Origin of the sequence: Microbispora sp. NPDC046973, assembly GCF_040644495.1 — a bacterium.
GTDB lineage: Bacteria > Actinomycetota > Actinomycetes > Streptosporangiales > Streptosporangiaceae > Microbispora.
This window is the reverse complement of record NZ_JBEYWQ010000009.1, coordinates 123,769-141,331: the sequence shown is the minus strand read 5'-3', so window position 1 is coordinate 141,331 and position 17,563 is coordinate 123,769. Positions and strand designations below refer to the sequence as shown.

Here is a 17,563-nt window from a genome sequence, read left to right as displayed (position 1 = left end):
GAAAATTTCAGATTCCTTACGGGACGACCGGCGCGGACGCGGACGCCCCTTTGACGGGCCCGCTTGGGCGAACGATGATCCGGGCGATGCCGTCGGCGGATCGTCGTCCCGGAGGGTGGCTCGTGTCCAGACTGTCGTGGCCGGCCGCGTGGACCGCGGCGGGCGCCGTCGCCGCCGCGTTGCTCGCGGCCAACATCGCCGCTCCGCCCGTCCTCGCGACGAGCGTCGTGTACGCCGCTTCCGCGTCCTCGGGCGAACCCACGCCGCAGCCGACGGGGAGCGGCCCGGCGGGGACGGACACCACGCCGCCGACGACCCCGGGCGAGGTGCGGCCCTGCCCGCCGCCCCTGCCCACGGGCGGCACGCCCCAGGGCGTGGTGGGCCTGTGCTGGACGCCGTCCTCCGACGACGTCGGCGTCACCGGCTACGAGATCTACCGCCTCACCCCCGACGGCTTCGTCAAGGCGGCCACCACCACCGGCACCTTGACCGTCGTCACCGGCCTGACCATCGGCCGCACCTACACCTTCTACATCGTGGCCAAGGACGCCGCGGGCAACACCAGCCGTCCCACCGCGCCGTTCAGCACCACGGCGGTCACCGGCATGTCCGTGTCGCCGAGCCCCGGCACCGGCGACACGACCCCGCCGACGAAGCCCGCCGGGATCCAGGCCGACTGCCTGCCCGACTTCAAGGGGACGTCGTTCTGCTGGACCCCGTCCACGGACGACGTCGGCGTCACGGGCTACGACGTCTACCGGCGCACCGACACCGCCTGGATCCCGGTGGGCACCGCCATCGGCACGCACTTCACCGAGGGCAACCTCGTCACCGGCCAGTCGTACGTCTACTTCATGGTGGCGCAGGACGCCGCGGGCAACCTCAGCCTGCCGTCCGACCTGATAACGGCCCGGGCGTCGGGAGGCTACCCGACGTACTCGCCGCCCCCGGTCAGCTGCAAGGTCAAGTACGACTGGTGGCCCTGGGGCGGCGGCTTCACGGCTAGCGTGACCATCACCAACCTCGGCCAGACGGCGACGAACGGCTGGACGCTGCGCTTCGTCCTCCCCGACGCGGGGCAGAAGATCACCAGCGGCTGGTCGGCCACCTGGTCCCAGTCGGGCAAGGACGTCACCGCCGCGAGCACGCCGTGGAACGCGGTGATCCAGCCCGGCGGGTCCCTGCAGATCGGCTTCACCGGCACCTCCACGGGCGCCAACCCCGAGCCCACCGGCTTCACGCTGAACGGAGGCGTCTGCATCCGCGGCTGACCGCCGTACCCGACCGGACCGTGTGCCAGGCCGTTTTCGAGGGGCGAATCGGGGCAGGCAGGACGATATGCCGCTGCTCGACACCACGCTGCTCCTGCTGCTCGAGGGCTACGCCTGGCTGCCGGCCCGCTGGCGGGAGGCCCAGGGGGAAATGGTCCACACCCGGCTGATGGGCCAGCGCGCCGTCGTGCTGCGCGGGCCTGACGCCGTCCGCTTCTTCTACGACGACAACCACGTCCAGCGGGCTCCCGCGCTGCCCGAGCCGATCAAGAGCACGCTGTTCGGCCACGGCGGCGTGCACACGCTCGACCAGGCCGCGCACCGGGCGCGCAAGGGCATGTTCATGTCGCTCATGACGCCGGAAAGCGTCGCCGCGCTCGTGGGTGAGACCACCGCGGCGTGGGACGCGGCGGTGGCGACGTGGCCGGACAGGGGACACGCCGTGCTCTTCGACGAGGCCGCCCGCGTCATCACCCGGGGGGCGTGCCGGTGGGCGGGCATCCCGCTCACCGAGGAGGAGACCGGGCCCCTCGCCGCCGACCTCGTCGCGATGGTCGACGGCTTCGGGTCACCCGGCCCGCGGCACTGGCGGGCCCGCGCCGCCCGCAGGCGCCGCGAGGCGTGGCTGGCGGGACTGGTCGAGGACGTGCGGCGCGGGACCCTGCGGGTGCCGGACACCTCGGCGCTCGCCGTGGCCGCCCGCCACACGGAGCCCGACGGGGAGCCGCTCGCGCCCCGGATCGCGGCGGTCGAACTGCTCAACCTGGTGCGCCCCACCGTCGCCGTGAGCTGGTTTGTCATGTTCGCCGCGCACGCGCTGCACTGCTGGCCGGTCACCCGCGTCCGCCTGGCCGAGGACGCCGACGGCACGTACGCCGAGGCGTTCGCGCACGAGGTGCGGCGCTTCTACCCCTTCGCGCCGTTCGTGGCGGGGAAGGCCGCCAAGGACCTCACCTGGAAGGGCGAGCCGATCCTGGCCGACTGGCTCGTGCTGCTCGACGTCTGGGGCCAGAACCACGACCCGGCGCTCTGGCCGAACCCGTGCGCGTTCGACCCGCGCCGCTTCATCGGCCGGGAGATCGGCCCGTACGACCTGATCCCGCAGGGCGGGGGCGACCCGGCGGCCGGCCACCGGTGCCCGGGCGAGCCGGTCGCCGTGGGCCTGCTGGAGGCCCTCGCGCCGCGGCTGGCCCGGCTGGACTACACGGTGCCGGAGCAGGACCTCGGCGTCTCGCCCTACCGGATCCCGGCCCGGGTGGCGAGCGGCTTCGTCCTGCGTCCGGCCGGCGCCCGTCCGTCCGGCTCAGCGCCCCGCGAGACCGTGGGGGCGCAACCGCGGCGCCCCTCCGTTCACCCCTTGTAGTTGAAGACCTGGCGCAGCGTGTGCCGGACCTCCACGAGGTCCTTCTGGTCCGCCATCACCTGGTCGATCGGCTTGTACGCCTCGGGGTGCTCGTCGACCAGGGCGGCGGCCCGGTCGGCGTTCCAGGTCCGGCCGCGCATCGCCTCCCTGAGCGAGGCCGGCGACAGCTCGCGCTTGGCCCGGCTCCTGGACATCCTGCGCCCCGCGCCATGCGAGCAGGAGTTGTACGACAGCGGGTTGCCCCGCCCGCGCACGATGTACGACCGGGTGCCCATCGAGCCCGGGATCACGCCCTCGTCCCCGGTGTCCGCCTTGATCGCGCCCTTGCGGGTGATCCACAGCTCCTTGCCCTGATGGGTCTCCAGCTGGGTGAAGTTGTGATGGCAGTTGATCGTCCGGACCCGGGCGCCCGTGCCGACGACGCGGAACAGCGCCTCGCCCAGCACCCTGTCCATCCGTGCCCGCGACGCCATCGCGTAGCGCTGCGCCCACAGCATGTCCTCGATGTAGGCGGTGAACTCCGGGGTGCCCTGGGTGAAGTAGGCGAGGTCGTGGTCCTCCATCCCGACCCCCAGGCTCCGCATGAGCCGCTTGGCGCCGTTGATGTGTGCGGTGGCGAGCTGGTTGCCGATCCCGCGCGAGCCGGAGTGCAGCACGGTCCAGACCCGGTCGCGCTCGTCGAGGCAGACCTCCACGAAGTGGTTGCCCGAGCCGAGGGTCCCGAACTGGCAGGCGACGGTGTTCTCCTGCTTGGGCGTCAGGCCGGTGTGCGGCCGGCCGAGCTCACCGAGCGCGCGGTCCACCGCGCGGTCGTCGTGCCCCTTGCCCACGCCCGCCGGGATGCGCCGCTCCACCAGCCGCATCAGCGGGTCGAGCGAGTCGGGCAGGTCGGCGGCCGTGAGCGTGGTCTCGGTCGCGACCATGCCGCAGCCGATGTCCACGCCGACGGCGGACGGGATGATCGCGCCCTCCGTGGGGATCACGGAGCCGACCGTCGCGCCGATGCCCACGTGCGCGTCCGGCATGAGCGCGACGTGACCGGGCACGAACGGCAGGCGCGCCGCCCGGGCGGCCTGGTCGATCGTCCCGTCGTCGATCTCGCTCGCCCAGGACAGCACCTTCGGGGCGATGTGCTTCGGCATGTGAAACTCCTCCTCGGTCGAGATCCACTGTGCCGGGCGCCGGGCGGGAATCCCAACCGAATATCGCGGCGGAAAAGTCGTTTGCCGCCCTACCCGCCCGTCGCCCATCATGCCGAAATGAGCGACGAATCCCGGGATCGCGGCGGCGACGGCCCGCCCCCGCCCGCCGGCGGCGTACGACTGCCGTGGACCGCGGTGCCCGCGCGCCTGCGGCTGGCCGTCGAGACGCACCTGGGGGACCGCGTGACCGAGGCCGTCAGCCAGCCCGGCGGGTTCTCCCCGGGCGTGGCGGCCCGCCTGCGGCTCGCGGGTGGCGGCAGGGCCTTCGTCAAGGCGGTCGGGCCCGAGCCGAACCCGATCAGCCCCGGCATCCACCGGGCGGAGGCCCGGGTGGCCGCCGCGCTGCCGGCCACGGCGCCCGCGCCACGGCTGCTCGCGTCCTTCGACGAGGACGACTGGGTGGTCCTGCTGTTCGAGGACGTCGAGGGCCGCACGCCGGCCCAGCCCTGGGTTCCGGCCGAGCTCGACCTCGTGCTCGGCGCGATGGCCGAGCTGGCCGAGTCGCTCACCCCCGCGCCCGTGGCCGTGCCGCCGGCCGCCGAGCGGCTCGCGGAGGAGTACCAGGGATGGCGGCGCCTGGCCGCCGGCCCGGACGGCCTCGCCGTGGACGGATCCGACGCCGCGTGGGCCCGGCGGCACCTGGACCGGCTGGCGGAGCTGGAGGCGGTCTGGGGCCGGGCGGTGGAGGGCGACACGCTGGCCCACGCCGACCTCCGGGCCGACAACCTGCTGCTCACCGCGGACGGGCGCGTGTATGTGGTGGACTGGCCCTGGGCGTGCCTGGCGGCTCCGTGGTTCGACCTGCTCGGGATGCTCCCGAGCGTGGCCATGCAGGGTGGGCCGCCGCCGGCCGAGGTCTTCGACGGCCACCCGGTCGCGGCGAAGGCGGACGGCGACGCGGTCACCGCGGTCCTGGCCGCCGTGACCGGCTTCTTCCTGCAGCGGGGAAGCCTTCCCCCGCCGCCGGGCCTGCCCACGCTCCGCGCGTTCCAGCTCGCGCAGGGCCGGGCGGCGCTGGCCTGGCTGCGGCGACGGACCGGCTGGAGCTGACGCCGGCGATCTCGCCGCGATCGGCGCGCGACCCTGGATCGGGAACCGGGGAGCACGCGTGGAACCCTGAGCGAGGGAGAGGGCGAGGGCGCGGGCCGTGACCGGCGGGACGGCTCGGCGGGGCCCGGTCCCGCCCGCCCCGCCGGTTTCGCGTGCGCGAGAGGAGAGCGAGAATGAACCCCGCCTCGGCCGCCGTGGGCGGCGCGGCCGTCTTCGTCTGGCTCGGGATGGTGCTGGCGATCTCCTTCCTGGAGGCGCCCCTGAAGTTCCGTGCGCCGGGGGTCACGATCCCGATCGGGCTCGGCATCGGCCGGCTCGTCTTCCGCGCGCTCAACGCCGCCGAGGCCGTGCTGGCGGTCGTCGTGATCGTGGCGGTCGCGACCGGATCGCCCGGCACCGCCGCGGTCGCGCTCACGGCGGTCGCCGCGGCCGTCCTGGTGATCCAGATCGCCGCCGTGCGTCCGCCGCTCAACCGCAGGTCCGACCGCGTCCTGTCCGGCGAGGACCCGGCGCGGCACCGGTCGAGGGCGCACCTCTACTACGTGGCGCTGGAGGTCGTGAAGGTCCTCACCCTGGCCGCGCTCGGCTGGGTCCTGCTGGGGCGGATCTGACCCGGGTGCGGCGGCCGCCGTCCGCCTACTGCGCGCTCTGCCAGGAGTTCCAGTGGACGACCTCGGTGACCGGGACCCGGCGGGCGGGTTTGAATTCGGTGCCGATCGTCCAGGCGACGGGGATGAGCGCGCATTGGACGGTCGTCTCGTACGGCAGGCCGAGCAGTGCGGCCGCCTGGCGTTCGTAGTTGAGGTGGGGTGTGGTCCATACGGTGCCGAGCCCGCGGCTGCGTGCCGCCAGCATGAAGCTCCACACGGCGGGCAGCACCGAGCCCCAGGTGCCGGCCTGCGTCGCAGGATCGTCGAGTTCCGCCCGCGACCCCACACGGATGCAGGGCACCAGCAGGACGGGCACCTGGTCCAGGATGCCGACCAGGTGGCGCAGGCTCTCGGCGATCGCGTGCCAGCCCGACTCGGCGGTGAAGTCGTGGCGGCTGGGGCCACTGCGGCTGGGGTCACTGTGGGACTGCGTCGCGGCGGGGCTGGTCAGGCCGCGTCGCCACAGGTCGGCCAGGGCGCGCCGCCGGTCGGGGTCGGTGACGAAGACGAAGTCCCATCGCTGCCGGTTGCGTCCGCTGGGGGCCTGCTGGGCCAGGCGGGTGCAGTCGAGGAGCACCTCGCGCGGGACCGGTCTGGTCACATCCAGCCTGCGGCGTACCGCGCGGGTCGTGCTGAGCAGTTCGTCAGGGGTGAGGTTCGGCAGGCTGCGGTCGTGGGGGATTTCAGGCTGGAACATGGTCACTCCTGGTGTGGCGGTCGCGTTCGGGGTGGACCAGAAGGGCGAACAGGGCTCCGGCGAGGGCGAGCAGGATGCCGCTGAGCAGGAAGGCGGTCGTGTAGCCCGCCTGCGGGGTGGCGGCTCGGTCCAGCAGCCATCCGGTGATGACGGGGCTGGCGATCCCGGCGGTGACGCTGAGCCCGGAGAAGACGCCGAGGATGCCGGCTCGCTGGTGGGGAGGCACGAGCTCGGCCACGGCCGGGTTGGCGAAGGTGTTGACGGTGACGGATATGCCGTAGCCGAGCATCAGGAGGGCGATGGCGGGGATCGGCGCGTGAATCAGCGGCAGGCCGGTCAGCAGGATGCCGGCGCCGGCCAGGCAGGCGCCGCCGAGCAGGCCGCGGGCCCGTCTGGAGGTGATGCCCGCGCGCAGGAGCCGGTCGGTGACCGCTCCGGAGGCGACCAGTGCCACGATGCCGAGCGCGCTGGGCAGGCCGAACAGCGACCCGGCCGCCTCCGGGGAGAATCCGAGGGCGTTCTCGAAGTAGGAGGGCAGCCAGGTGAAGACGATGGCGGCGAGTGCGTTCTGGGCGAAGTAGGCGATGAGGCACCCGATGAACGTGCGGTTGAGCAGCGCGCGGCGCCAGGGGACGCCGGCGACCTGACGGTGCCGCGGCCGGCCGCCCCGGCCGGGGGCGGCCCCGTACGGGCCGAGCCGCCCGGTGGCCAGCCACAGCAGCGACCAGCCGAGCGCGAGCGCTCCGACGGTGAGGAACCCGGCTCGCCAGCCGAATCCGATGATGACCAAGGTCAGGAGGGGCGCCATGGCGATCTTCGCGACCGCGGCGCCCGCCGTGTAGAGCGCCTGCGGCAGGCCGCGCCGCTCGTTGGGGAACCACGAGTACAGCACGGTCATGGACAGCGGGTTGGCCGGTCCTTCCGCGGCCCCGACCAGGATCCTGCTGGCGTACAGCATGCCGCCGGTGGCGGCGACGACGGCGGGCACCTGGCCGGCTGCCCACAGCAGGCCGCAGGCCAGCAGGACCCACCGCGGGGAGATCCGCTGTGCGGTGAAACTGACGGCGATGCAGGTCACGCCGAAAAGCACGTAGGAGGCGCTGCCCAGGCTGCCGAAACCGGCGGCGGACATGCCGAGCTCGGCGCTCATCGGCTTGGCGACCAGGCCCAGCAGGGCCTTGTCGAGGAACACCACCACCGCGGAGAGGACCAGCACGGCGGTGACGCCCCAGGCGCGGGCTCGGACGGGTGAGGAGGACATCGGAGCGCCCGGCGGTGCCAGGCTTTCGTCGACTGCCACTGCTGCTTTCCTTTCCTGCGGGTTATCGGGGAAGGGCCGACAGCCAGCGCATGAGGGAGTCGTTGACGTCGCCGGCCAGTTCCTGGTGGATGAAGTGGCCCGCCTGCGGGCGCAGGACCACCTGGCTGTAGTCGTGGGACAGGCACATCCGCTCCACCTGGGCCCGTGCCGCGTGGCGGTGGAAGGCCAGCACCGGCTGGCGGCGGCGGCGCAGGACCGGCTCGGCCTGGGGACGGAAGCGCAGGCTGCCGGGACCGAAGGCGCTGTGCCGGAAGGTCTGTGCCCTGAGCCAGGCCGGTCGAGACAGGACCTCCAGCAGGTGCCAGGTACGCAGGTGCCCCGGGGTGGCCGGAGTGTGGAAGCGGTCGCTGAACAGCTCCTGGGCGACCTGGTCGGCGTCCGGGCCCTCCAGGTCGTCGGCCAGCCGGGCCATCCACTCCCGATCGCCGGGGTCGCCGGCGTAGTCGGGGTCGATCACCACCAGAGCGTGGACGAGATCGGGGTGGCAGGCGGCCAGGACGGTGGCCGCCGAGCAGCCCATCGAGTGGGCGAGCACGACGACCGGCGCCAGGCCGGCGTGGCGGATCAGGGCCGCCAGATCCTCGGCGTGGTCGCCGACGTCATAGCCCGTCGGCGGGCTGCCGGAACGTCCGTGGCCGCGCAGGTCGATCGCCACGGTGCGGTAGCGGGACCGCAATGCGGGGATCTGGTAGATCCAGCCTTCGGCCGCGCCCCACATGCCGTGCACGAGGAGCAGATTGAGCGGCGGCCGGGCCGAGGAGGCGGGCGGGTAGTCGGCGTAGAACAGGCGCACGCCGGAGCGTTCGAAGTAGGGCACGGGGACTCCGTCAGGCTGAGGGGGCGAGCTGGGCGCCGCCGCACACGTGCAGGACCTCGCCGGTGATGAAGCTCGCCCGGTCGCCGGCGAGGAAGGCGACGGCGTCGGCCACGTCCTGGGGCCGGGCCAGCCGGCCCAGCGGTGTCATCGCCCGGTGACGGCCGGTGAACTCCTCGAACTCCCGGGCGCTACGCCCCGCCCTGGTCAAGGGGGTCTCCACCACGCTGGGCGCCACGGCGTTGACGGTGACACCGATGGGGCCCAGTTCGACGGCAAGGGTCCGGGTCAGGCCGACGACGGCCGCTTTGGAGGTGACGTACCCCGTCGGGCCGCCGCCGAGCCAGGTGCGGGAGCCCACATTGACGACCCGGCCCCAGCCGTGACGCCGCCACCAGGGCCGCATCGCCTGGCACAGCAGCATCGGCCCGCGAACGTTCACCGCCATCGTCGCGTCCCAGCTCTCGGGGGTCTGCCCGGCCAGGGGACGGCGGATGTTGACGGCGGCGTTGTTCACCAGGCAGTCCAGCCGTCCGCCCGCGTGCTCCACGCGCGCGATCCCTTCACGGACCGCCTCGGGGTCGCTCACGTCCACCCGGTAGGCGCGGACGGTTCGGCCACCGGATGCCGACAGGCGGCCGGCGGCGTCGGCGACGGCCTCTTCGTCGATGTCGAAGAGCGTCACGTCGAATCCGTCGGCGGCCAGCTGAGCGGCGACGGCCATGCCGAGGACACCCGCTCCTCCGGTGACGATCGCCCCTCCTCCGTTCACCGCCGCCCTCCTTCCGGCGCCTCGAACGTGACGTGGCCGCGCAGATAGGCGGCGTTGAACACGAGGGCCGCCCGCGGCGGCCGGGCACCGCTGAAGTCCTCCACCGACACCCATCCGCGGTAGCCGGTGTCCTGAAGCAGCCGCAGGATCGCGGGCACGTCGAGCACGCCGTCATCCATCGGCATCCAGCGAGGCCGCCACGGGCCGCCGCCCTCGGGGCGTTCGAAGGCGACGTTCTTGATGTGCACGTGCGCCAGATGCCCGCCGAGGATCTGCAGCGCCATCCGGGGATCCTCCGACCCCTCCACCACGGCGTTGCCGGGATCGTAGACGACCCCCACCAGGTGCGGGGGCAGGTGTCCCACGACCTGCCTGGCCAATGCCGCACTGGGGCAGATCGTGCGCTGGTGCATCTCCAGCAGTGCCTGGACGCCGAAGCGGCCGGCCAGCGCCGCGACCTCGTCGAAGAACTCGATGCCCCGGCCGAGTGCCTGGTGGAATCCGCCGTCCGTCATCCGCGGAGCCCACAGCCGTACCCGCGGTGCTCCCGCCTCGTCCGCCAGCCTCATCAGCCGCTCGACTCCCCGCACGTCGCCGGCCGGGACGTAGCCGCTGAGGCCGATGACGGCCAGGCCCGCGCGGTCGCACAACTCCCGCGCCCGGCGAACGTCGTCTTCTTCCGGACGAAGGGTGCAGCGGTTGTTGGTCAGAAAGTGTGCCGGGCCCGGTGAGCCGGCCTCAGCGGAGACCCGCCATTCGATTCCGGCATACCCGGCCGCGACCGCCGCCTCGATCGCCTGTCGCGGCGTCAGCTCCGGCAGGCAGGCCGAACACACGCCAAGCCTCATCGTGCTCCTCGAAGAACGCAGCATGGAGAGCTGCTCACCGTTCCGCGTCACCATCGGTGATGACCGTCGACATCAGTACAGAGCCGGACATCCCTCGCCGTCCAAGTCCTTCTGGGCAGTTCTGGTATGTTCTGCAGGCATATCTGAGCGATCAGACGGGGGAGAAGCCGTGGAACTCCGGCACCTGCGCTATTTCGCCGCGGTGGCCGAGGAGGGCTCGTTCTACCAGGCCGCTCAGCGCCTGCTGGTCTCGCAGCCGTCGCTGAGCCGGCAGATCATGGATCTGGAACGGCGACTCGGGCAGCGGCTGTTCGAGCGCACGTCCCGGGGGGTGCGGCTGACGCCGAGCGGAGAGGCGCTGCTGCAGCACGCCCGGCAGATCCTCGGCCTCGCCGCGACCACTCAGGAGATCGTCTCGGAAGCGGCTCGTGCCCGCCAGGTGGTCTCCATCGGCGTGCCTCCCGCGACGCCTGGTTCCTGGCTGTCGTCCGTCGTCGAGGCGGTGGACCGGACGCTGCCCCACGCCGAGCTGAACTACGTGGAGGCCACCAGCTTCGACCAGCTCCGCCTGCTGCACGAGGGCAGGCTTGACCTGTGCCTGGTCCACCGGCAGCCACCCGGTCACCACGGCTCGTGGCTGTTGCGTCAGGAGGTCCTCGGGCTGGCGGTGCGGCCCGGCCATCCGCTGGCCGGCGAGCCGCGCTACCGGATCGGTGACCTCCACGCGCTGCGGGTGCTCGTGCACGCCCGTGAACGGGAACCCTCCCGGGAGAGCGTCACGGCGGCCGTGCTGGCCGCCGGAGTCCGGCCGTACTGGCGATTCGCCCAGTTCACCGAGCACGTTCTGGCCTGCGCGCAGGCGACGCGGTCCGATGCCGCGCTGGTCGCCTCGCACGTCGCCGCGCTGCGGCTGCCCGGCTGGCGCTGGCGGCCCGTCGAGGGGCTGCCCGAGGCCGTGATGACCACGTGGCTGGTGTGCCAGCGTCCCACGCGGGCGGTGGTGGACGAGGTGGCCGACGTCGTGCGAGCCGTGCCGGCCTGACCAGGCCGCCCCGGGGTGCGGGCGGCCCGGCCTGACGCGTTCACCACCGGTCCCAGTGCAGGACCTCCTCTCGCGGGATGCGGGGAGCGGGCTTGAAGTCGGTGCCGACGGTGAAGGCCAGCGGGATGAACGCGGCCAGCATCACCTCCTCGTACGGCACGCCGAGCACCTCGGCGAGTTCGCGTTCGAGCGGTGCCTGGGCGGTGGTCCATGTCGTGCCCAGGCCGCGTGCCCGGGCGGCCAGCATGAAGCTCCACACGGCGGGCAGGATCGATCCCCACGCCCCGGCCTGCACGGCCACCGGGGCGCGGTCGGTGCGTCCCTCCACCCCGGGGATGACGAACGCGGGCACCCGGTGGATGTTGTCGGCAAGGTGGCGCAGCCCGTCGAAGACCCGCTCGGTGGAGCCGCGGTGATAGTTCATGCGCCACAGGTCGCGTTCGGTCAGCGGCTGCCCGGCGGCCAGCGGCAGGGCGCGCAGGAAGATGTCGGCCACGGCATGCCGCCGTTCCGGCTCGGTGACCACCAGGAAGTGCCAGCGCTGCCGGTTGCGCCCGGTGGGGGCCTGCACGGCCAGGTCCACGCATTCTTCGATGAGCTCGCGGGGCACCGGCCGGGTGAAGTCCAGGCGCTTGCGGACGGCACGGGTGGTGCTCAACAGCTCGTCGGGGGTGAGATCCAGCGTCATCATGTGTCTCCTTCAGGCGGTGGGCACGGGGGCGGGGTGGCGTGAGCGCAGACCGTACGCGGCGATGAGGGCGCCCACCAGGGAGAAGCCGCCCGCCGTCAGGAACGCGATCCGGTAACCGGCCGGCGCGGACCCGCCCAGGGTCATGACGGCGGCCAGTGCCGCGACGCCGATCCCCGCGCCTATCTGTACGGAGGAGGTGACCAGACCCGAGGCCAGACCCTGCCGCTCGTCCGGCAGGCCGCCGACCGCGGCGATGTTGAGACTGGGAAACGACAGCCCGTTGCCGACGCCGTGGACGACCAGCGCGGGCAGCAGCACGGTGAGGTAGTCGCCGCCGGCGCCGGCTCGCAGGAACAGCAGGATTCCCGCCCCTTGGACGAGCATCCCGGCCGCGGCCACCCGGCCCAGTCCCCATCGGGCGATCAGCCTGCCGGCGAGGTTGGCGGTGATGACGATGGCCACCCCCATCGGGACGATTCCGAGCCCGGTGGCCAGCGCGCTGTAGCCGAGTTCCCCCTGCAGGTAGAGGACGGCGACGAACTGCCAGCCGATCGTCGCGCAGGCCCAGGCCAGCGCCGCGAGATTGGCGGCGGCCACCGTGCCGGACCTGAACACCTCCAGTGGGACGAGCGGCGCGGGCCGCCGGCGCTCGATGGCCACGAAGGCGCCCAGCAGCAGCACGGCCACCAGGCCCGCGGGCCGGTTCCTCTCCGTCAGAGCGAAGACCAGCAGCAGCACCCCGCCGGTGACCGCGACCGCGCCGGCGGCGTCGAACCCCTCGCGCGTCCCGGACGGCCGGAGGCCGCGCGGCAGCGCCAGCGGCGACATCACCAGGACCAGCACCGCGACCGGAACCGGCAGGAAGAACACCAGCCGCCAGCTGATCTCGGTCAGCAGGCCGGAGGCGATCAGCCCGGCGGTGTAGCCGGTCGCCCCGGCCAGCGAGTAGACCCCCAGCGCCCGGTTGCGCTGCGGCCCCTCGGCGAAGGTGGTGGTGATGAGCGACAGCGCGGCGGGTGCGGTGAGCGCGGCCGCCACCCCCTTGACCACCCGCGTGACGACCAGCGGCCATCCCGCCGACAGCAGCCCACCGGCCAGGCTCGCCGCCGCGAAGATCGCTAACGACAGCAGGAACACGCGGCGGCGGCCGAACAGGTCCGCCACCCGGCCGCCAAGCAGCAGGAACCCGCCGTAGGCCACTGCGTATCCGGACATCAGCCACTGCAGGACGCTCTCCGGCAGCGACAGATCGCGCCCGATGGCGGGCAACGCCACGCCCATCAGGGACAGGTCCATCGAATCCAGGAACACCGCTGCGCACAACACCAGCAGGGCCGCCTGTCTGCGGCCGTCGATCGGTGGCACGACCACCCTCCATCTGTGGACAAACAATTTGCTGACAGACGATCCCGACCGTATGGCCGCAAATCATCTCCTGTCAAACGATTGGAGTCGAGATGGTCTGCTGTAGGCTGGTGACAGAGCGAAGAGGAGAGCGATGGCGACCACGACCAGGACGGCCGAGCGGATGCGCGTGACGTACTTTCCGCGGCTGGCGGCCGAGCGGCTCGACATCGCGCTGTGCCGGGCCTCGGCAGCGGTGGCGCGCGCCGCGGACGACCACGCCGCCGAGGAAGGTCTCGGCGTCGGGCAGCATCTCGTGCTCCAGATGCTCGACGCCGTCGGCCCTTGCTCCCAGCAGACGCTCAGCGAGGAACTGCGCATCGACCGCAGCGTCATGGTCGGCATCTGCGACGACCTGGAACAGGCGGGCCACGTACGCCGGGAACGCAACCCGCGCGACCGCCGTTCCTACGCCGTCACGATCACCGACTCGGGCCGGCGGCGGCTGGCCGAGGCTCAGACATCGATCCCGGCCTTTCTCGAGGACGCCTTCAACCCTCTTACACCCGAGGAGCGTGGCCAGCTGAGCGCGCTTCTCGGCAAACTCCTGGGAACCGGCGCCTGACGCGCGCCGGCCAGGACCGGCAGTCGCGGGCTTCGTTCGTAAAAACTCGGATCCAGGCGCCCGAGCCGGGGACGGGCGTCTGTCTGTATCCTGGCCGCGCACACGAAAACGCGGTCCCGGTCGGTAGCCCGGGCGCCCGCCGGTCCCCGGGTTCGCAGCCGGGCCCGGCGGTCTCGTATCCGCCTCACGTGTCCCCTCGGGGAGCCTCGGAGGATGTCCGGTGTGCCGGAATGCGGCTTCGCCAAGCCGCCTGTCGGCATACCTGTGGAGGCATCGTGGTTTCCCTGTCCGTCTACTTCGAGAGCCCGTTCTGGGTGGGCGTCCTGGAGATCGCCGAGGACGGCGAGCTCCGCGCGACCCGGTTCGTCCTCGGCTCCGAACCCACCGACCCCGAGCTGTACGAGTTCCTCATGCGGCACGGGGTCGCCCTGCTCGAACGCGCGCAGGCGGCCCCCGCCGTACCCATGGGGGAGCGCGGGGAGCGGCGGGTCGGTCCCAAGCGCGCGGCCAAGCTGGCCGCCCGCGCGGCGGCCCGGGTCACGCGGCGCGGCACGGCCGCGCAGGAGGCGCTGCGGCTCGAACTGGAGAGCACCAAGAGCCAGGCGAGCGCGAACCGGCGCGAGCGTGAGCGCGCGCTGGCCGAGCACCGCCGCGAGGTCGCCCGCCGCAAGCGGATCGAGCGCCGCCGCGACCGGTGACCGCGGGCGGCGGCAGGAACGCCACCCGGGGTCCGCCGGCCGCCCGGAGGTCCGCTCGCCGGCCTGGCCGAGGGCCGCGCCGCGGCGACGGCGGCGCACCGCCGCTCACCCCCGGCCGCGACTCCGCCCTGGGACGGACCCCGGTCCGTCCCAGGGCGGGGGAATCATGCCGGGACGACCGGCGTTGCCGCCATCGTGACGGCAGGGCTTAGGCTTGAGGCTCTCTGGGGTGGGAGGTCCTCTCGTGCTGGTTGACTCGTTCGGCCGGGTCGCGACCGATCTGAGGGTGTCGCTGACCGACCGGTGCAACCTTCGGTGCTCGTACTGCATGCCACCGGAGGGCCTCGACTGGCTGCCCAAGCCCGAACTGCTCACCGGTGAGGAGATCGTCCGCCTGGTGACGATCGGCGTGGAGCGGCTCGGCATCCGGGAGGTCCGCTTCACCGGTGGCGAGCCGCTGCTGCGGCGGGAACTCGTCGAGATCGTGGCCGCGACCGCCGCGCTGCGCCCGCGTCCCCAGGTGTCGCTGACGACCAACGGCATCGGCCTGGTCCGCCTCGCGGAGCCGCTCGCGCGGGCCGGTCTCGACCGCGTCAACGTCTCGCTGGACACGCTCGACCGCGACGTGTTCGTCCGGCTGGCGCACCGCGACCGGCTGCGCGACGTGCTGGACGGGCTCGCCGCGGCGACGGCGGCGGGCCTCACGCCGGTCAAGGTCAACGCGGTGCTGATGCGCGGCGTCAACGAGCACGAGGCCGTGCCGCTGCTGCGCTACTGCCTCGACCAGGGATACGAGCTGCGCTTCATCGAGCAGATGCCGCTCGACGCCCAGCACGGCTGGCGCCGCGACGACATGATCACGGCCGACGAGATCCTCGGGCTGCTGAAGGACTCCTTCGACCTCACCGAGGACGACCCGCGCGAGCGGGGCAGCGCCCCCGCCGAGCTGTTCCTGGTGGACGGCGGCCCGCACCGGGTGGGCGTGATCGGCTCGGTCACCCGGCCGTTCTGCGGCGCCTGCGACCGCGTCCGGATCACCGCCGACGGCCAGGTCCGCAACTGCCTGTTCGCCACAGAGGAGTCCGACCTGCGTGGAGCGCTGCGCTCGGGCGCCTCGGACGAGGAGCTGGCGGCGCGGTGGCTCGCGGCGGTGCGGGGGAAGAGGGCCGGGCACGGCATCGACGACCCCGCGTTCCTCCAGCCGGCCCGCCCGATGTCGGCCATCGGCGGCTGACGGAGCCCCGAGAGAGTCCAGGGAGCACCCGTGCGTCCCCGCTCCGGAACCGGCGCCGGTGAGGCGGCTTCCCCGCCGCCGTACGACGCCGTGATCCTGGCGGGGGGCCGGGCCGAGCGGCTCGGCGGCGCGGACAAGCCCGGTGCGCTCGTCGGCGGGCTGCCCCTCGTCGAGCGGGTGGCGGCGGCGGTCCGCGACGCCCGCGCGGTGGTCGTGGTGGGCCCGCCCAGAGACATGCCGGGCGTGCTGTTCACCCGTGAGGACCCGCCGGGCGGCGGACCGGTGCCGGCGCTGCGCGCCGGGCTCGCCGAGGTGAGGTCCCCGCTGGTCGTCCTGCTCGCCGCCGACCTGCCGTTCGTCGTCGCCGGCCACGTCAGGGCGCTTGTGGCGGCGCTTCCCGAGGACGGCGCGGGCGCGGTGCTCGTGGACGACGAGGGCCGCGAGCAGTGGCTCACCGGCGCGTGGCGGACGGCGGCCTTGCGGGCCGCGCTCGGCGCCTACGAGGGGCGGTCGCTGCGCGGGCTGCTCGGCCCGCTGGGGCCGGTGCCCGTGCGCCCTCCGGTGGCGCCCGGAGAGACCCCGCCGTGGTTCGATTGCGACACCGTCGACGATCTCCGCGCGGCCCGCGAGCGGGCCCGAGGGCGCGGGTGAAGGGAGTGCGCGTGAACGTGCTGGAGGAATGGACGGCTCTGGTCTGCCGCGAGCTGGGCATCGACCCCGCCCGGGTGGACCGGACCGCGGTGCTCGACCTGACCAGGGATGTGGCGCACGGAGTGGCGCGGCCCGCCGCTCCGCTGACCGCCTACCTGGTGGGGCTGGCGCAGGGGGCCGGCACCGCGCCGCCGGACGTGGTGGAGCGGCTGTCCCGGATGGCGAAGGACTGGTCGGAGGCGGCCGCGCAGTCACGCGCGGCTACCGGCACCCCCGACTCCTGACGCCTGCTTCCACGGTCCCGGCGCGCCGCGTAGAGGGGAAGGGCGGGCGCCGGGGACCGCTCGGCGGAAGGACCGTCCCTGCCGGGACGACCGCGACGGCCGGTCCGTGAGACCTGCGCGAAGTCGAGACTCGTGCACGGCCGTGAGCTGTGCAAAGCCGGGGAAAAGGGCGGCGCCGGGTGGTTACGGGGGCAAACCACCCGGCGCCGCTTCATCGGCGTTCCGACGGGGGCCCGGAACGCCGGCACCAGCGCTCCGACGGGGGACCAGAGCGCTTGGCTAAACTGTACACCTCCAACCCATGGGTTGCGTCAAGACTTTGTCACGACCCGATCTCGCGTCGATGGCGTGGTATCTCGTTTTGGCTAGACGAGGTCAAGTCGGGGGGCGGAGGAGGCTCGTGACCTCTCTGATTGGCCCCGATAACGGCAAGGTATGGCAAAAGAACCGCCCCCGCGACGAACAGGGCCTTGACGGGCCAGGGGGCCGGCACGGCGACGGCCAGAATGAGGCACACGAGCCGGATGCCCATCTTGATGAGGTAACTGACCTCCCGCTTGCGCACGTCGTCGGACAGCGACGGCTGGGCGTCCGTCACCTGGTGAACGACCGGGCGGTCTTTTCGCAACCTGCGCCATGGATTCACGATTTCCACGGTAGACCCCGGGGATGGCGGGGGTGACGCCCGCACGGCGATACGATCGCGCGACACGCACAGGCAGGAGGACGTGATGTCGGACCGCACCTATCGGGTGACCGAGATAGTGGGCACCTCGGCCGAGAGCGTCGACCAGGCCATCCGCAACGGCGTCAGGCGGGCCGCTCAGACACTGCGGCACCTGGACTGGTTCGAGGTGACCGAGGTGCGCGGGCACATCGTGGACGGCGAGGTGGCCCACTTCCAGGTCGGCATGAAAGTCGGCTTCCGCCTCGAGGACGCCGAATAGGACCAGGTGCTGTGACCGGAGGCGGCCACCGCGCGTAGCCGGCGGTGGCCCCTGGCGAG

Annotated in this window: 20 protein-coding genes; 11 read left to right on the top strand and 9 right to left on the bottom strand. The window is 73.1% G+C overall.

Features of this window, described 5'->3' with window-relative positions; genetic code table 11:
* Nucleotides 1-122 precede the first annotated feature (122 nt).
* Entirely contained in the window at nucleotides 123-1,271 is a 1,149-nt protein-coding gene (locus ABZ860_RS19105) for a cellulose-binding domain-containing protein (protein WP_357221803.1), read from the top strand.
* Between the two features lie 67 nt (nucleotides 1,272-1,338).
* A complete protein-coding gene (locus tag ABZ860_RS19100) occupies nucleotides 1,339-2,634 on the top strand; it encodes a cytochrome P450 (protein ID WP_357221801.1) in 1,296 nt (431 codons plus the stop codon).
* Here the strand turns inward: ABZ860_RS19100 and ABZ860_RS19095 are convergent.
* On the bottom strand, nucleotides 2,622-3,776 hold the full coding sequence (locus ABZ860_RS19095) for an RtcB family protein (protein ID WP_357221799.1): 1,155 nt from the start codon (nucleotides 3,774-3,776) through the stop codon (nucleotides 2,622-2,624). The genes ABZ860_RS19100 and ABZ860_RS19095 overlap by 13 nt on opposite strands.
* A gap of 117 nt (nucleotides 3,777-3,893) precedes the next feature.
* On the opposite strand from ABZ860_RS19095, the gene ABZ860_RS19090 reads away from it, so the two are divergent.
* Together ABZ860_RS19090 and ABZ860_RS19085 are read left to right on the top strand one after the other, a co-directional pair.
* Nucleotides 3,894-4,886: a phosphotransferase gene (locus ABZ860_RS19090; protein WP_357221797.1), complete on the top strand. Its 993-nt coding sequence runs from the start codon at nucleotides 3,894-3,896 to the stop codon at nucleotides 4,884-4,886.
* A gap of 173 nt (nucleotides 4,887-5,059) precedes the next feature.
* Nucleotides 5,060-5,497 (top strand): hypothetical protein, encoded by a 438-nt coding sequence (locus tag ABZ860_RS19085; protein WP_357221795.1) that lies wholly within the window; start codon nucleotides 5,060-5,062, stop codon nucleotides 5,495-5,497.
* A gap of 25 nt (nucleotides 5,498-5,522) precedes the next feature.
* Here ABZ860_RS19085 and ABZ860_RS19080 read toward each other — a convergent pair whose 3' ends face one another.
* From ABZ860_RS19080 to ABZ860_RS19060, 5 genes are read right to left on the bottom strand one after another with little or no spacing between them, the layout of a single operon-like run.
* Nucleotides 5,523-6,233, bottom strand: a complete 711-nt coding sequence (locus ABZ860_RS19080; protein ID WP_357221793.1) for a nitroreductase family protein — start codon at nucleotides 6,231-6,233, stop codon at nucleotides 5,523-5,525.
* A complete protein-coding gene (locus tag ABZ860_RS19075; RefSeq protein WP_357221791.1) occupies nucleotides 6,220-7,533 on the bottom strand; it encodes an MFS transporter in 1,314 nt (437 codons plus the stop codon). Before ABZ860_RS19075 ends, ABZ860_RS19080 begins: the two co-directional genes overlap by 14 nt.
* A 22-nt stretch (nucleotides 7,534-7,555) precedes the next feature.
* Complete coding sequence (locus ABZ860_RS19070) at nucleotides 7,556-8,371, bottom strand: alpha/beta hydrolase (protein WP_357221789.1); 816 nt, start codon at nucleotides 8,369-8,371, stop codon at nucleotides 7,556-7,558.
* Nucleotides 8,372-8,381: 10 nt separating this feature from the next.
* Entirely contained in the window at nucleotides 8,382-9,140 is a 759-nt protein-coding gene (locus ABZ860_RS19065) for an SDR family NAD(P)-dependent oxidoreductase (RefSeq protein ID WP_357221787.1), read from the bottom strand.
* Nucleotides 9,137-9,988, bottom strand: a complete 852-nt coding sequence (locus ABZ860_RS19060; protein ID WP_357221785.1) for a sugar phosphate isomerase/epimerase family protein — start codon at nucleotides 9,986-9,988, stop codon at nucleotides 9,137-9,139. The genes ABZ860_RS19065 and ABZ860_RS19060 overlap by 4 nt, the downstream gene beginning before the upstream one ends.
* A 169-nt stretch (nucleotides 9,989-10,157) precedes the next feature.
* Between ABZ860_RS19060 and ABZ860_RS19055 the strand changes: the two genes are divergently transcribed.
* The gene (locus ABZ860_RS19055) at nucleotides 10,158-11,030 is read left to right on the top strand and encodes a LysR family transcriptional regulator (RefSeq protein WP_357221783.1); all 873 of its coding nucleotides are present in this window, start codon (nucleotides 10,158-10,160) and stop codon (nucleotides 11,028-11,030) included.
* A gap of 40 nt (nucleotides 11,031-11,070) precedes the next feature.
* On the opposite strand, the gene ABZ860_RS19050 is transcribed toward ABZ860_RS19055, so the two are convergent.
* Both ABZ860_RS19050 and ABZ860_RS19045 read right to left on the bottom strand, forming a co-directional pair.
* Nucleotides 11,071-11,721 (bottom strand): nitroreductase family protein, encoded by a 651-nt coding sequence (locus ABZ860_RS19050; RefSeq protein ID WP_357221781.1) that lies wholly within the window; start codon nucleotides 11,719-11,721, stop codon nucleotides 11,071-11,073.
* A 9-nt stretch (nucleotides 11,722-11,730) separates the two neighbouring features.
* Nucleotides 11,731-13,086 (bottom strand): MFS transporter, encoded by a 1,356-nt coding sequence (locus ABZ860_RS19045; RefSeq protein WP_357221779.1) that lies wholly within the window; start codon nucleotides 13,084-13,086, stop codon nucleotides 11,731-11,733.
* Between the two features lie 133 nt (nucleotides 13,087-13,219).
* Here ABZ860_RS19045 and ABZ860_RS19040 point away from each other — a divergent pair, with 133 nt between their 5' ends.
* The 5 genes from ABZ860_RS19040 (at nucleotide 13,220) to ABZ860_RS19020 (ending at nucleotide 16,557) form a co-directional block, all read left to right on the top strand.
* Entirely contained in the window at nucleotides 13,220-13,690 is a 471-nt protein-coding gene (locus ABZ860_RS19040; RefSeq protein WP_357221777.1) for a MarR family winged helix-turn-helix transcriptional regulator, read from the top strand.
* Nucleotides 13,691-13,965: 275 nt separating this feature from the next.
* Nucleotides 13,966-14,388, top strand: coding sequence for a YjdF family protein (locus ABZ860_RS19035; protein WP_357221775.1), 423 nt, complete (start codon nucleotides 13,966-13,968; stop codon nucleotides 14,386-14,388).
* A 244-nt stretch (nucleotides 14,389-14,632) separates the two neighbouring features.
* Nucleotides 14,633-15,622, top strand: coding sequence for a GTP 3',8-cyclase MoaA (gene moaA / locus ABZ860_RS19030; protein WP_357221773.1), 990 nt, complete (start codon nucleotides 14,633-14,635; stop codon nucleotides 15,620-15,622).
* Between the two features lie 30 nt (nucleotides 15,623-15,652).
* Nucleotides 15,653-16,273 (top strand): NTP transferase domain-containing protein, encoded by a 621-nt coding sequence (locus ABZ860_RS19025; protein WP_357221771.1) that lies wholly within the window; start codon nucleotides 15,653-15,655, stop codon nucleotides 16,271-16,273.
* A gap of 11 nt (nucleotides 16,274-16,284) precedes the next feature.
* Nucleotides 16,285-16,557, top strand: coding sequence for a DUF6457 domain-containing protein (locus tag ABZ860_RS19020; RefSeq protein ID WP_357221769.1), 273 nt, complete (start codon nucleotides 16,285-16,287; stop codon nucleotides 16,555-16,557).
* 322 nt (nucleotides 16,558-16,879) lie between these two features.
* Here ABZ860_RS19020 and ABZ860_RS19015 read toward each other — a convergent pair whose 3' ends face one another.
* Nucleotides 16,880-17,155 (bottom strand): DUF3099 domain-containing protein, encoded by a 276-nt coding sequence (locus ABZ860_RS19015; RefSeq protein ID WP_357222040.1) that lies wholly within the window; start codon nucleotides 17,153-17,155, stop codon nucleotides 16,880-16,882.
* A gap of 133 nt (nucleotides 17,156-17,288) precedes the next feature.
* Here ABZ860_RS19015 and ABZ860_RS19010 point away from each other — a divergent pair, with 133 nt between their 5' ends.
* Nucleotides 17,289-17,504 carry a dodecin gene (locus tag ABZ860_RS19010; RefSeq protein WP_079314915.1) on the top strand — a complete coding sequence of 72 codons (216 nt, stop codon included), beginning with the start codon at nucleotides 17,289-17,291 and terminating at the stop codon, nucleotides 17,502-17,504.
* The last annotated feature ends 59 nt before the right edge of the window (nucleotides 17,505-17,563 follow it).

Excerpts from the sequence above, each read along its gene's own strand:
- ABZ860_RS19100 (WP_357221801.1), top strand. The coding sequence starts at position 1,339 with ATGCCGCTGCTCGACACCACGCTGCTCCTGCTGCTCGAGGGCTACGCC.
- ABZ860_RS19090 (WP_357221797.1), top strand. The coding sequence starts at position 3,894 with ATGAGCGACGAATCCCGGGATCGCGGCGGCGACGGCCCGCCCCCGCCC.
- ABZ860_RS19085 (WP_357221795.1), top strand. The coding sequence starts at position 5,060 with ATGAACCCCGCCTCGGCCGCCGTGGGCGGCGCGGCCGTCTTCGTCTGG.
- ABZ860_RS19095 (WP_357221799.1), bottom strand. The coding sequence starts at position 3,776 with ATGCCGAAGCACATCGCCCCGAAGGTGCTGTCCTGGGCGAGCGAGATC.
- ABZ860_RS19050 (WP_357221781.1), bottom strand. The coding sequence starts at position 11,721 with ATGATGACGCTGGATCTCACCCCCGACGAGCTGTTGAGCACCACCCGT.
- ABZ860_RS19060 (WP_357221785.1), bottom strand. The coding sequence starts at position 9,988 with ATGAGGCTTGGCGTGTGTTCGGCCTGCCTGCCGGAGCTGACGCCGCGA.
- ABZ860_RS19010 (WP_079314915.1), top strand. The coding sequence starts at position 17,289 with ATGTCGGACCGCACCTATCGGGTGACCGAGATAGTGGGCACCTCGGCC.
- ABZ860_RS19040 (WP_357221777.1), top strand. The coding sequence starts at position 13,220 with ATGGCGACCACGACCAGGACGGCCGAGCGGATGCGCGTGACGTACTTT.
- ABZ860_RS19080 (WP_357221793.1), bottom strand. The coding sequence starts at position 6,233 with ATGTTCCAGCCTGAAATCCCCCACGACCGCAGCCTGCCGAACCTCACC.